The organism is Verrucosispora sp. WMMD573 (genome assembly GCF_027497175.1).
Taxonomy (GTDB): domain Bacteria; phylum Actinomycetota; class Actinomycetes; order Mycobacteriales; family Micromonosporaceae; genus Micromonospora.
The window spans coordinates 717,409-730,321 of sequence record NZ_CP114901.1; the positions used below are offsets into that span (position 1 = coordinate 717,409).

At 73.4% G+C, this 12,913-nt stretch carries 10 protein-coding genes; 6 read left to right on the plus strand and 4 right to left on the minus strand.

From position 1 onward, the window contains the following. Nucleotides 1–20: 20 nt before the first annotated feature. Nucleotides 21–2,894 (minus strand): hypothetical protein, encoded by a 2,874-nt coding sequence (locus tag O7601_RS03360; protein WP_281564806.1) that lies wholly within the window; start codon nucleotides 2,892–2,894, stop codon nucleotides 21–23. Between the two features lie 146 nt (nucleotides 2,895–3,040). Between O7601_RS03360 and O7601_RS03365 the strand changes: the two genes are divergently transcribed. Beyond that, nucleotides 3,041–3,679 carry a TetR/AcrR family transcriptional regulator gene (locus tag O7601_RS03365; protein ID WP_131302398.1) on the plus strand — a complete coding sequence of 213 codons (639 nt, stop codon included), beginning with the start codon at nucleotides 3,041–3,043 and terminating at the stop codon, nucleotides 3,677–3,679. 63 nt (nucleotides 3,680–3,742) lie between these two features. Further along, nucleotides 3,743–3,970 carry a DUF3107 domain-containing protein gene (locus tag O7601_RS03370; RefSeq protein ID WP_093403539.1) on the plus strand — a complete coding sequence of 76 codons (228 nt, stop codon included), beginning with the start codon at nucleotides 3,743–3,745 and terminating at the stop codon, nucleotides 3,968–3,970. A gap of 97 nt (nucleotides 3,971–4,067) precedes the next feature. On the opposite strand, the gene O7601_RS03375 is transcribed toward O7601_RS03370, so the two are convergent. Next, nucleotides 4,068–4,721 (minus strand): ferritin-like fold-containing protein, encoded by a 654-nt coding sequence (locus tag O7601_RS03375; protein ID WP_281564807.1) that lies wholly within the window; start codon nucleotides 4,719–4,721, stop codon nucleotides 4,068–4,070. Between the two features lie 332 nt (nucleotides 4,722–5,053). Here O7601_RS03375 and O7601_RS03380 point away from each other — a divergent pair, with 332 nt between their 5' ends. From O7601_RS03380 to O7601_RS03390, 3 genes are all read left to right on the plus strand, one after another. After that, entirely contained in the window at nucleotides 5,054–6,760 is a 1,707-nt protein-coding gene (locus O7601_RS03380; RefSeq protein WP_281564808.1) for a DEAD/DEAH box helicase, read from the plus strand. Nucleotides 6,761–6,989: 229 nt separating this feature from the next. Further along, nucleotides 6,990–8,165 (plus strand): SAM-dependent methyltransferase, encoded by a 1,176-nt coding sequence (locus tag O7601_RS03385; protein WP_281564809.1) that lies wholly within the window; start codon nucleotides 6,990–6,992, stop codon nucleotides 8,163–8,165. 121 nt (nucleotides 8,166–8,286) lie between these two features. Then, nucleotides 8,287–8,739, plus strand: coding sequence for a helix-turn-helix domain-containing protein (locus O7601_RS03390; protein WP_210937859.1), 453 nt, complete (start codon nucleotides 8,287–8,289; stop codon nucleotides 8,737–8,739). 8 nt (nucleotides 8,740–8,747) lie between these two features. On the opposite strand, the gene O7601_RS03395 is transcribed toward O7601_RS03390, so the two are convergent. Both O7601_RS03395 and O7601_RS03400 read right to left on the minus strand, forming a co-directional pair. Further along, nucleotides 8,748–9,773: a hypothetical protein gene (locus tag O7601_RS03395; RefSeq protein ID WP_281564810.1), complete on the minus strand. Its 1,026-nt coding sequence runs from the start codon at nucleotides 9,771–9,773 to the stop codon at nucleotides 8,748–8,750. 69 nt (nucleotides 9,774–9,842) lie between these two features. Then, nucleotides 9,843–12,023, minus strand: coding sequence for a DEAD/DEAH box helicase (locus tag O7601_RS03400; RefSeq protein WP_281564811.1), 2,181 nt, complete (start codon nucleotides 12,021–12,023; stop codon nucleotides 9,843–9,845). A 92-nt stretch (nucleotides 12,024–12,115) separates the two neighbouring features. Between O7601_RS03400 and O7601_RS03405 the strand changes: the two genes are divergently transcribed. Further along, entirely contained in the window at nucleotides 12,116–12,910 is a 795-nt protein-coding gene (locus tag O7601_RS03405; RefSeq protein WP_281564812.1) for a hypothetical protein, read from the plus strand. Nucleotides 12,911–12,913 lie beyond the last annotated feature (3 nt).

Below are 12,913 nucleotides of genomic sequence, written 5' to 3' on the forward strand. Positions count from 1 at the left end.
TCCAGTCTGCCCGGAACGGCTCACGCCAGCAGCGCCTCCAGTCGACGGTTGACCGCGGCCAGGGTCGCGCGTACCACCGCCTGCCGGGGATCGCCGGCCACCAGGGCGGAACCGGCCAACTGCTCGACCCACCCGTCGCAGACCAGCAGCACCACCACGGTGGCCACCTCGCAGTTGCCGAACGGCACCACCGCGGCGTGCTCCACGAAGCACCGTCCACGTTCCGCCGTGGGAACGGCGGCGCAGAGCAGCTCGTCGATCGCCGCCGCCGCCGCGATGCCGCACAACCGCAGCACGAAGCCGTCCACGGCCGGCCCGGTGGCGTACCCCGAGGCGTTGTGGTCGCCTGCGACCAGCCGGACCTCGACGTTGGCGTCAAGCCCGAACGTGCTCACCTGGACGTGGTCGAGTACCACCCGGGGTCCCGGCACCCCGCCGGTGTCCAGCGGCCGCGACGGCGCGGACTCGGTCGTGGTGAGTTGCCCGCCGGAGTAGGAGGCGCCGAGGGTCGCCGGACTGCCCGCCGCACCCGGCTCGTCCACGACTGCCCGGCCCCGGTGCGGAGCCGGTGACTGCCGGCGCCGCCGGGTGGTCTCCGGCACGGTCTCCGGGCGGCTCGGCGGAGTCTCCGTCCGGGTGCCGCCACCGGGTCGGGCGGACGGCCGCCGTGGCTCGGCGACCGGACGCGTCTCACCCGCCTCGCTCCGGCTCTCCGCAGCGCGTCGACGCACCGGCGCGGCGGGCACTCCGGGCAGGCCGCGCGGTGCCGCCGCGAGCCCCATCCGCTCCTGCAACAGCCGAGCGACGTGGCGGCTCACCTCGGCCGGGTCGGCCCCGTCGGCGAGATCGAGGCGCAGGCTGTGCGCCCCAGCGGGGGTACGCCGTAGGGCGGCGTCGCGGACGCCCTCGACTCCTCGTACCGCGGCGAGGATCGCGTTGACGTCGAAGCCCTCCGGCCGGTCCCGCAGCGTGGCCGGCTCGTCGTCACGACGGAGATGAGTGGCGATCCGGGCGAGTTCCGGGGTTTCGGCGGGTGGCTCCACAGCTGGCGGCTCCGGCACGACGGGCACGTCCGGTTCGGCAGGGACGCGCTGCGGCAGCACCGCCGTGGTGCTGTCCTGCGATCGGTCGCCGGCCGACTCGGTCGACGGCACCGGCTCGGGCGCGGACCGACGTGCCGTATAGGGGGCTGCACTCGTCGGGACGGGCGCAGAGGGGGTGCGCTCGCGGCGGCCGGGCTCACCCGGAACCTGGTCGGTCGCGGCCGGCCCGGTGGTCGGGTCCGGCGGGGCAGGCGTCGAGGCGGGCGCGGGTGTCGGCTCGTCCGGAACCGGCCGCAGCCGGAACGGTCGATACCCGGGAGGATCGGCGGCCGACCGGGCCTCGGCGACCGGTGGCTTCGCGGCGGAATCGGGTGTCTGCCGCCGACTCGGCGTGCCGGGCTGCGGCACGCTGCCGGTGGGGACGGTCGACCGGGTCCCGGCTGGTGGGGCGCTGGTCGGATCGACGGCACCGGACGGCGGGGAACTGGCCGGATGCAGCGCCCATGGCAGGCGCTCGTCGGTCGGCTGGCCGCCGGGCCGGCTGCCCCAGGACGGGGTTTCCTCATTCCGCGTGGCCCAGGGCAGGCCCTCGTTAGCCGGCGCACCGCTGACCGGCGGCAGCGCCCAGGACGGCCGCTCCTCCACCGGCGGCACCTCCGGCGCACGCGCCCACGACGGCCGCTGGGGCGGCGGCGGGGCGCTCGTCGGATCGCCGCTGGCCGGGGGCAGCGCCCAGGACGGGCGCTGCTCGACCGGTGGCACCTCGGACGCCCGCGCCCACGAGGGCGGTTGCGGGATCGGAGGTGCACTGGTCGGTTCGACGGCGGCCGACTTGTCCACGGGATCGGGCGCGGTGGGTGACTCGCCTTCCGGGGCGGTCTCGGCATCCCGGCGGGGTTCGTACGGCCGGGGCCGCTCCGCACTGACCGGCTCGTACGGGCGGGTCGGCTCGGCGCGGACCGGCTCGTACGGGCGGCTGGGCTCGCTGGCCCAGTTCCGGGCCGGCGACTCGCGGGACCGGCGGTCGACGGACTCAGTGTCGTCGCGTGCCCAGGGCGGTGCCCAGTCGCGGGCTGGGCCGGGCTGGGCCCAGCTGGGTCGATCCGCGTCACCGACGGGCTGGTCGGCAGGCGACCAGCGGGCGGGCTGGTCGGTGCCGGCCGAAGGGTGATCGTTCGGCCCGGCGGCCTGATCGGCGACCGGAGCGGTCGGCCAGGGCTCGCCGGCCGACTCCGACGGGAATTCGTCGTCCCAGCTCTGCTGCCGGCCACCCGTCGGGCCCTCACCGGACCGTTCGGCAGTGGGCGCGTGCACTCCGGGTGGCATCTCGAAGCCGGAGGGAGCGGTGCCGACGGGCGGCACCTGCACGGCCGGGGGCGATGAGGTCGGCAGACCGGTGCCGGTGCTCATCGGTAGCTCGCCGGACGGTGCCGGGCGGGGGGCCGGTACGACGAGCCGGTCCTTGCCGGGCTCCTGACCCGGCCCGTGCAGGCCGGGCGGGGCGCTGACCGGGGCGTGCCGGTTGGCCGGCGTCTGTTCCGTGACGGGCGTGCCGTTCGTCCGGTGACCGTTGACGTGGTTGCCGTTGACCCGCGCGGGTCGCTCCGGCTCCGCCTGCTCACCGACGGGAGCGGGCAGGTCGGCGTGGCGTGACGAGGCGGTGGCCCAACCGGACGGAGACTCCGGCCGCGGCCTCGTCGTTTCGGAACCGGGCACGACCTCGGGACCCCACGACCAGTCGACAGGTGACGGCGCCCACCCGTTGCCGGAACGGGCCAGGTCATCACGCTGACCCGTCCCGTCGCCGTGCTCTCCCGGGGTGGCGGCACCGGGTTGCCCTGTTTCACTCACCGCGCGCTCCTTGGTCGCCCCCGCTGAGGCTACCGTGTGGCGACAGTGGCGATAAGTTACAGCGGCGGGCCAATTCCGCGAGGGGCCGAGGGGCCCCGACCGGTTCGGGTGATATGCCGGCCCGTACGACGACCTCGGAGGTTCCCATGACCGCTGTGGGGAACGGCGCCCAGACCGCCGGACGACCCACGCGCCTGCCCCGTTCGGCGCGCCGCAAGCAGCTACTTGCCGCTGCTCAGGAGGTGTTCGTCGCGCAGGGTTACCACGCTGCGGCCATGGACGACATCGCCGAGCGGGCCGGGGTCTCCAAGCCGGTGCTGTACCAACACTTCCCCGGCAAGATGGAGCTCTACCTCGCGCTGCTGGACACGCACTGTGACGCGATAGTCGCCAAGGTTCACGACGCCATGGCGAGCACCACCGACAACAAGGAGCGGGTCAGCGCGTCGGTGCGGGCGTACTTCGACTTCGTCGATCACGAGAGCGAAGCCTTCCGTCTGGTCTTCGAGTCGGATCTGCGCAACGAGCCGGCCGTGCGGCAACGTGTGGAGCGGGTCGAGCAGGGCTGCATCGCGGCGATCACCGACACGATCATCTCCGACACCGGGGTCAGCCGGGCGCACGCCGAGCTGCTCGCCTCGGGCCTGGTGGGCGCGGCCGAGACCGCCGCCCAGTTCTGGCTGGCCGGCGGCCGCCAGGTGCCCAAGGCCGAGGCCGAGGCGTTGGTCGCGGCGCTGTCCTGGCGGGGCATCGCCAGCTTCCCGCTGCAAGGTGAGTCAGCCTGACCTTCGACCTCGTGATCGGATAGCCTTCGCAGGGCGGCCATTTCGCCCGATGGAGGAGGCACAGTGGAGGTCAAGATCGGCGTGCAGTACGCGCCGCGCGAGCTGGTCCTGGAGAGCGCACAGTCGCCGGCCGAGATCGAGCGGATCGTGACCGACGCCGTCGCCAGGGGCGAGGGCACTCTCTCCCTGACCGACGAGAAGGGGCGGCGGGTGATCGTGCCGGTCGGCAAGGTCGCCTACGTCGAGATCGCCGAGGCATCCCCTCGGGCGGTCGGTTTCACCGTCCGCTGACGTTCTGACGTTCTGACGGACCGGCGACAGGATCGGCGGGGCGAGCGGTCTCGCCACACCGCCCTGTTGCCGGCCCAGCTCAGTTGTCGGGCCTAGCTCAGTTGTTGAGCCCGACGGTGGCCATCCGCGCGGTGTGCGCGGCGGTCAGCCGCCGGAACAGTTCCGCCACGTCGATGTCACCACCTGCGGCGATCAGCACGGTGAGGGCCCCATGGTCGGCGCTGGCGACCCGCCCCGCCTGGGACAGCGCCTCGCCGACCAGACGTCGAGCCCACATCGACAGCCGGCCCGCCACGGTCGGATCGGTCTCGACGGCCAGCCGAATCTCGGCCGCGGCGAACTCCGCGTACCGCGACTCGTGCAGCACGTCGAGGACGAGCTGGCGGTCGGGCTCGCCCAACGCGATCGCGATCTCCCGGAGGAAATCGTCGGTGATCGCGTCGCCGACGTACGCCTTGGTGACCGCCTCCGCCCAGTCGCGGGGCTCGGTCGAGTCGTGGTACGCCTGCAACGGCGTGACGTACGCCGCCATCGCTTCGTCCGGCGGCACGCCGAGCGCGGTGAGCCGGTCGGCCACCCGCCGGTAGTTGACGATCTCGGCAGCGGCCATCTCGCTCAGAGCGGCCCGGCGGCGCAGGTCTGGAGCGAGCCGGGCGTCGGCCGCCATTCGGTCGAAGGCGAGCAGTTCGCCGAGGGCCACCAGACCGAGCAGGTCGGCGACTGCGTGGCCGGACGGGGTGGGGGCGGACACGTGCGCAGGCTACCGTCCGGCCGGGGCACCGGCAGGCCGCCGCGAACCACTCCAACCCATTGAAGTGTGATACGGGTCACTTGCAAACCTTTGCGTCGCCACCGGCCCCGGTGGAATCGGGACGCTGTTTGGCCCGTTCAGGTAGCATGGAGCAGTTGCCGTAGGTGCCGATCCGGCCGGAGTCAACTCCGATCCGGTCGAAGTCCGACCCACGGCGCGCGTGCGGCCCGGTCCGCTCGGCTCTCTGCCGCCGACCGTGTGGCCCGCGCAATACCGAACGCGCCCTGAGGACATGACGGGGCGCACCCACGAGAGGGCACCCCCAAATCCACATGAGTGAGCCGATTCAAGACCTCATCGACGGCCAGGAACTGGCCCCGACCGCTCCGGTCCGACCGGAGGCACCGACCTTCGCCGAGCTCGGCGCCCGCGCCGAGACCGTCGACGCGCTGGCTGCGGCCGGCATCACCCGCGCCTTCGCCATCCAGGAGTACGCGCTGCCCATCGCGCTGCGCGGAGCTGACCTGATCGGGCAGGCGCCGACCGGCACCGGCAAGACGCTGGGCTTCGGCGTACCGCTGCTGGAGCGGGTCTTCGCACCCGACGAGGGCGGCGACGGGCTGCCGCAGGCCCTGGTCGTCGTACCAACCCGCGAGCTGGGCATCCAGGTCGCCAAGGACATCGCCGCCGCCAGCCGCACCCGGGGCGTACGGGTGCTGCCGATCTACGGCGGTGTCGCGTACGAGCCGCAGATCGAGGCGTTGCGCAAGGGCGTGGAAATCCTCGTCGGCACTCCGGGGCGCCTGCTGGACCTCGCCAAGCAGAAGCACCTGCGCCTGCACGGCGTACGCGCGCTGGTGCTGGACGAGGCCGACCGGATGCTCGACCTCGGCTTCCTTGACGACGTCGAGCGGATCCTGGCGATGCTGCCGGAGGATCGGCAGACCATGCTCTTCTCCGCGACCATGCCGGATCCGATCGTGACATTGTCCCGCCGCTTCCTGCGTCACCCGATCACCATCCACGCCGGGCACACCGCCGAGACCGGCCCGTCGCCGCAGACGGAGCAGCTCGTCTACCGCACCCACTCGATGAACAAGATCGAGATTGTGGCCCGGATCCTTCAGGCGGACAGCCGTGGGCTGACCATCATCTTCACCCGAACCAAGCGGGCCGCCGATCGGGTCGCCGAGGACCTGGACTTCCGTGGCTTCGCGGTCGCGGCGGTGCACGGCGACCTCGGGCAGGGCGCCCGTGAGCGGGCCCTGCGGGCGTTCCGGGCCGGCAAGATCGACACCCTGGTCGCCACCGACGTGGCAGCCCGGGGCATCGACGTCAGCGGCGTCACCCACGTGATCAACTACGACTGTCCGGAAGACCAGGACACCTACACCCACCGGATCGGCCGGACCGGTCGGGCCGGCGCGAGCGGTGTCGCGGTGACCTTCGTCGACTGGGACGACATGCCCCGCTGGCGGATCATCGACAAGACGCTCGGCCTGGACATGCCCGAGCCACCGGAGACGTACCACACCTCGCCGCACCTCTACACCGACCTGCACATCTCCACCGAGGTCACCGGGACCCTGCCCACCGCGGAACGCACGCGTGCGGGACTGGCCGCCGAGGTCGAGGAGGACCTGGGTGGTGGCCGCTCCCGACGGGGCGAGCCGCGCGGCACCCGCCGCCGCGGTCGCGGCGACGGAGGCCGTGGTGAGGGCGGCCGTAGTGAGGGCGGCCGTGGACGCGGCGTTGGGGGTCGCCGGCGGGACGGTGCCGACACCACGCCGACCGACGCCACCGCGAGTGACGCCGAGGAAGGCGCCCGCACCCCACGACGTCGGCGGCGTCGCCGGGCCGGCGAGGCGGTGGCGGGTACCGAGACCGCGGCGACTGCCGTCGACGGCGGCCCCGCCGAGGCAGTCACCGACCGCGGCGAGGACGGCGCCGGTGAGGCAACTCCGCGCCCGCGTCGCCGCCGGCGCCGCCGTGGTGCCGCAGCCGACAGCGGTACGCCGACCGAGGCGACCACCGACTGACGGACGTACCGCCCGAGGCGGCGGAGAGCGGCCAGCGCCGCTGACCGACCCGTCGCCGCCTGGGCGGTGCTTCCTGTCCGCCCCCCTTTGCTCTGCTTCACTCCACGCACCGGCTACGCGCCGATACCTGTGCGCCGGTTGCAGCAGAGCTGGCGGCTGGTGTGCGGGAGGCGGTCTTTGCCGCCTGCCAGCTGACGATGCCGCCGAAGCGTCCCCGAAAGATGGAGCGATGCCCGAACCACTGGACTCCGCCCTGGCCGAGGTCCGCTCGATGCTGCTCGGATCGGCCCTCACCCGGGCCGTGGCGGCCGGACGGCGGCGCGGCCAGCGCCCGTCGGTGATCCGGGCCGAGCTGCGCCCCGTCGCCCTCAGGGCCGGTCAGCGGCTGCAGATCTCCACCTCCGACGGCGCCCGGCCACACACCCGCAACCTGAGCCCAGGGCCAGAGGCGGACGCCGCAGTGGAGGCGCTGCTGGCCGAGCCGTTCGGCAACTGGCATGTGGAGACCGCCGAGGCCACCCTGCAACTGCGGGTCACCAAGTCGGGTGAGGCCCAGGTGCACCGCAGCGCGGCAAGCCGATCGGCTGCTCCAGCGGCAGCCTCCGGGCACGACCGGGCCAAGGAGTACCTGCTCGATCCGGGCGATCCGCTCTTCGCCGAGATCGGCGGCTCGGCGGCCAAGCGACGGCAGGTGGACGCGTTCCTGCGGGCGCTGACCGCCACCCTCCCGGACGGGTTGGCCGGGCAGTTGGACCGACCGCTGCGGGTGGTGGATCTGGGTTGCGGGAACGCGTACCTGACCTTCGCCGCGTACCGCTATCTGTCCCGGTCGGGTCTCGACGTCGAGCTGGTGGGTGTGGACGTGCGCGACGACCAGCGCCGCCGCAACACCGAGCTGGCCGAGCGGCTGGGCTGGGCCGGGCGGGTGCGTTTCGTCGCCGGCACGATCGCCGACGCGGCTGTCGAACCGCCGCCCGACCTGGTGCTCGCGCTGCACGCCTGCGACACCGCCACCGATGAGGCGCTGGCCCGGGCGGTGGGCTGGCGCGCCCGCTGGGTGCTCGCCGCGCCGTGCTGCCACCACGATGTCGCGGCGCAGCTACGTAACCGGCCGGCGCCGGAGCCGTACGACCTGCTCACCCGGCAGGGCATCCTGCGGGAGCGCTTCGCGGACGTCCTCACCGACGCGCTGCGTGCCGGACTGCTGCGGTTACACGGCTACCGGGCCGAGGTGGTCGAGTTCGTCGACTCCGCACACACCCCGCGGAACCTGCTCATCCGGGCCCGACGAACCGGTGCCGACCCGACCGCCGCCCAGCGTGCGGAGTACCGCGACCTGGTAGCTCAGTGGCAGGTCACACCCCGGTTGGAGACGCTGCTCACGCCGGCCTCGTCGGCGGTGTGACGCGTTCGCGTCCCGCCGCCGGCAATCGTCTGGTCGATCAGTCAGTTGTCCGGCGTCCTTCCCGTACTACTCTCGAAGAGCGCGCACCGTCGGGTGCCGGTCGGGAGGGTAGACCCACCGAATGGGTTCGGCAGAGGTTTCGCCGCAGATGGCCTTCGCGCGTTTCGTGCGCCGGGCCATCGACGACGCCCGCGAGGAGCGCGGCTGGACCGTCACCGACCTGGCCGCCCACACCGGCGTCGGTCGCTCGACAGTCTTCCGCTGGCTCGCCGGCGACTGGCAGGACTATCCCGAACTGGCCAAGGTTCGCGGCTTCTGCGCCGCGCTCGATCTGCCGGTGGCGGCTGCCTTCCGTGCCCTCGGCCTACCCGACGCGGGCCCCGGGTCGTGGCGACGCGGCGACGACGGCCCGGTGGAGGCCGATGTGCGGGTGATCCTGCAACGGCTGGCGGATCCGGCGGTGCCGGCGGAGGAGAAACACCACATCCGCGACCTGCTGCGCTACCTCGCCCGACGCCCGGTCCGCCGGCCGGCGGACCCCACCGCCGCACCGATGCGCCGCACGGCGGGCTGACACAGGGCCTAAGGCACCGACACCGTGAACTCTGCCGTGCGTACCTCTCCCCCGGTCGCGAAGTCCAGGTAGAGCCGGTACCGCCCGGGTGCGGGTGTGGTGAGCCAGAACCGGATCGCCCCGTCGACCAGTTCCGCCTCCGGGTGCACGTGCAGGTAGCCGAGGTCCCCCTCGCGCAAGGCGACGAGGTGACCGTACGCGCCGAGGTAAGGCTCCAGCGCCGGGGCCGCGCCGTCCGCCCCGGTGACCCGGAAGTCGAGTGGCACGGTGAGCCCGGGCTGGGGAACCCCCCGGTACTCGACGGTGAAGTCGTCGACCCTGGTCTCGGTCGCCGGGCGGGGCAGGTCACGGGGCGTGTAGCCGCCGGGCGTCACCAGGTCCACCCCGAGCGTCGTCGCCGTCTGCCGGCCGTCGCCGGCAACGGCGGTGAAGTCGGCGTACGCGCGCCAGATCCCGGGCGACGGCAGCGTCAGCGGCACCGACCAGGTGCCGTCCACCGCCATGGTCGGGTGCAGGTGCTGGTAGCCGGACAGGTCCCGACGCACCACGATCACGTGCATCGGCTTCTCGTGCACCACCGCGAACCGGGTGACCGCCCGACGCTGCCCGTCCCGGATCTGGAACCGCAGCTCACCCGCCTGCCCGGCGGTGAACTCGGCGGCCAGCGGGGTCAGGGTGTAGCCGTCGCGGCTGACCGCCAGACCGCCGGCCTCGGCCGCCGTGTTCTGGTCGGCGCCGTGCGAGTGCGCACCGGCACCGGGGGCGTGAGAGTGGTCGGCCAACGCGCTGTCGGTGCCGCCGGCCGCCGTCGGGCCACCGCCCCCGCTGAGCCGCCCGAGCCCGAACCCGAGCAGCACCGCCAGCACGAGCCCGCCGACCACCAGGGCCAACCGCAGCGTGGCCCGGTCCGGCACGGCCGAGGCCGCACCAGGCGGCTGACCGGCCGGAGTCGCGTCTGACCCCTGGTCGGCGACTGGTCGCTCGGCGGTGCGTACCGACCCGAGCGCGGGCGCGTCGGGTGCCTGGTCAGCCATGCGCCCACCGTACCGCCGGGTCGATCGGGCACTCGGCGGGCCGACCGGATCGTGGCTCCGGTCGCACCCTCAGCCGGCGACGGCGAGTGTGAGCGGCAGCACTCCGGTGGCACCGGCACGGCGGAGTTCCCGGGCCGCCATCGTCATGGTCCAGCCGGAGTCGACCAGGTCGTCCACCAGCAGCACCGGGCCGCCCAGGTCGGCGACGGCGGCGGCGAGATCGGCGGGGACGGTGAGGGTGCCGTGCAGGGCGCGTACCCGCTGCGCGCTGTTGCCACGCGGACCGTCGGCGGCCGCCGACCCGCCGCTGATCAACTGGCCCAGCAGCGGCAGCCGGCCGACGGCGGCGATCCGCTCGGCGAGCGAACCGACCAGTTCCGGGTGGGTCCGGGAGCCGACGGCGACCACCCCGGCCGGGCGGTCCGGCCAGGGGTCGTCACCGTGCGCCCACGCCTTGAGCACCTCGACGACGGCGGCGGCCACGTCGTCGGGCACCGGGCCGTCCGGCGCGGCCGGGCCGACCAGCCCGCGCAACCGACCGCCCCAGCCGAGATCCGACAGCCGGCCGACGGCGCGGCCCGGCAACGCCTGTTCCGTCGGGGCGATGCGCCCCTTCAGCGGTACGCCGACCGACTCCAGCCCGGTCGGCCAGAGCTTCTTCGGCGCGACCTGCACCCCGGGACGGCCGAGGAAGGTCTGCGCGGCGGTCAGCGCGACCGCCGACACCTCGGGCGAAAACAGTGGCTCGGCGCAACTGTCACACCGGCCGCAGTCGACCGCCTCCGCATCGTCCAGGCACTCGCGCAGGTAGCGCATCCGGCAGCCGGTGGCCGTCGCATACTCGACCATGGCTTGTTGTTCGGCGGTGCGGGCGGCGGCGACGCGACGCAACCGGGCCCCGTCGTAGGTCCAGGGCTCGCCGGTGGCGAGCCAGCCGCCCCGTACCCGACGGACCGCGCCGTCCACGTCGAGCACCTTGAGCATCAGTTCCAACCGGGCCCGGCGCAGGTCCACCAAGGGCTCCAGGGCCTGCGTGGACAGCGGCCGGTCGGTGTGCAGCGCGGCCAGCACTGCGCGGACCTGCTCCTCGGGCGGGAATGCCAGCGAGGCGAAGTACCGCCAGATGGCCGCGTCCTCGGCACCGGGCAGCAGCAGCACCTCGGCGTGTTCGACGGCCCGCCCGGCCCGGCCGACCTGCTGGTAGTACGCGATCGGTGACGGCGGTGCGCCGAGGTGCACGACGAAACCGAGATCCGGCTTGTCGAAACCCATGCCGAGCGCGCTGGTGGCCACCAGGGCTTTGATCTTGTTGTCCAGCAGATCCTGCTCGGCGGCGCGGCGGTCGGCATCCTCGGCCTGCCCGGTGTACGCGGCCACCGCCCAACCGCGCGAGCGGAGGAACTCGGCGGTCTCGGTCGCCGAGGCCACCGTCAACGTGTAGATGATGCCGGAACCGGGGAGCCGGTCCAGGTGGTCGGCGAGCCAACCGAGCCGGTGCGCCGGGCTCGGCAGGTCGAGCACGCCCAACCGCAGCGACTCCCGGTCCAGGCTGCCGCGCAGCACCAGGACGTCCGGTCGTGGCCCGGTCGCCGCGGTCGGTTCGGTGCCCAGTTGCTCGGCCACGTCCCGGGTCACCCGGGCGTTGGCGGTCGCGGTCGTCGCGAGCACCGGGGTACGGTCGGGCAGGTTACCGAGGAAGGTACGCAGCCGGCGGTAGTCCGGCCGGAAGTCGTGCCCCCAGTCCGACACGCAGTGCGCCTCGTCGACCACCAACAGACCGGTGGTGGCGGCCAGCTTCGGCAGGACGGCGTCCCGGAAATCCGGGTTGTTGAGCCGTTCCGGGCTGATCAGCAGCACGTCCACCGTGCCGGCGTGGATCTCGGCGGTGATCGTGTCCCACTCGTCCAGGTTCGCCGAGTTGATGGTGCGCGCCCGGATGCCGGCGCGGGCCGCGGCGTCGACCTGGTTACGCATCAGGGCCAGCAACGGCGACACGATGACCGTCGGGCCGGCGATGGCAGCCGGGCCGTGCGGCTCGTCACCGTCGCGCTCGCGCAACAGCGCGGTCGCCACGAAGTACACGGCCGACTTGCCCCACCCGGTGCGCTGCACGCAGAGCACCCGACGCCGGTCCACCACCAGCGCCTCGATCGCCCGCCACTGGTCCTCGCGGAGCCGGGCCTGCGCGCCGGCCAGCCGCCGCAGCACCGCCTCGGCCCGCTGCCGTACCGCCGTCCGTTCCTGCCCCATCCGACGTTTCTACCAGCGGTGCGGCAGCAGAGCCGCACCGCGGCCGGGAGTGTGTTCTACCATTCCCGTTCGATACCGGAGAGAGAGACGAGATGACTCAGCGAACCGGCACCACCGCCACGACCCGGCGTCTCGCGGCCGTGGCCGCCGCCCTGCTGGCCGCGACAGTGGTGGCCGGCTGCGACGACGAGGCCACCCCGGCGGCGGCTCCACCACCGGACCCGAAGCAGGAGTTGCTGGCGGCCGTGCCGGGTGAACAGGACCCGGCCTTCCGCTTCACCACCAGCGACTCCTCGGGGGACGTCTCCGGCGTGGTCGATCCGGCGAACCGGGGCATGGACATCGACACGGTCACCAAGGACAAGGACTTCACGCTGGAGATGTCCTACCGGATGGTCGAGTCACGCACCTGGATGAAGGTGAACTTCAAGGGCGCCAAGGACATCCAGAAGCTGATGAAGCTGCCCACCAAGTGGATGGAGCTGGACCCGGCGGAGATCGAGGGAACGAACCCGTTGCTCAGCTACCAGAGCACCGACCCGGGCAACGCCGCCGCGATCATTCGGGCGGCTACCGACGTCCAGGTCGGTGAGCCCGGGACGTACACAGGTGTGGTGGACCTGTCCGCCGTGCCGGAGCTGGCCGACGCCCTGGAGGGGGTGGCCGCGCTCGACGACGGCGACGGGCAGCTTCCGCTCAGCGCGGTGGTCGGCGCGGACGGCAACCTGTCCTCGTTGACTCTGGAGATCCCGCCGGCCGGCAAGAAGAAGGCATCCGAGTACGTGGTCGAGTACTTCGACTTCGGCACCGCCCCCGCGGTCGTCGCATTCACCGAGGAGCAGGCCCAGCAGGCCCCGACCGCCGCGTACGACCTGCTGAACGGCTGACCG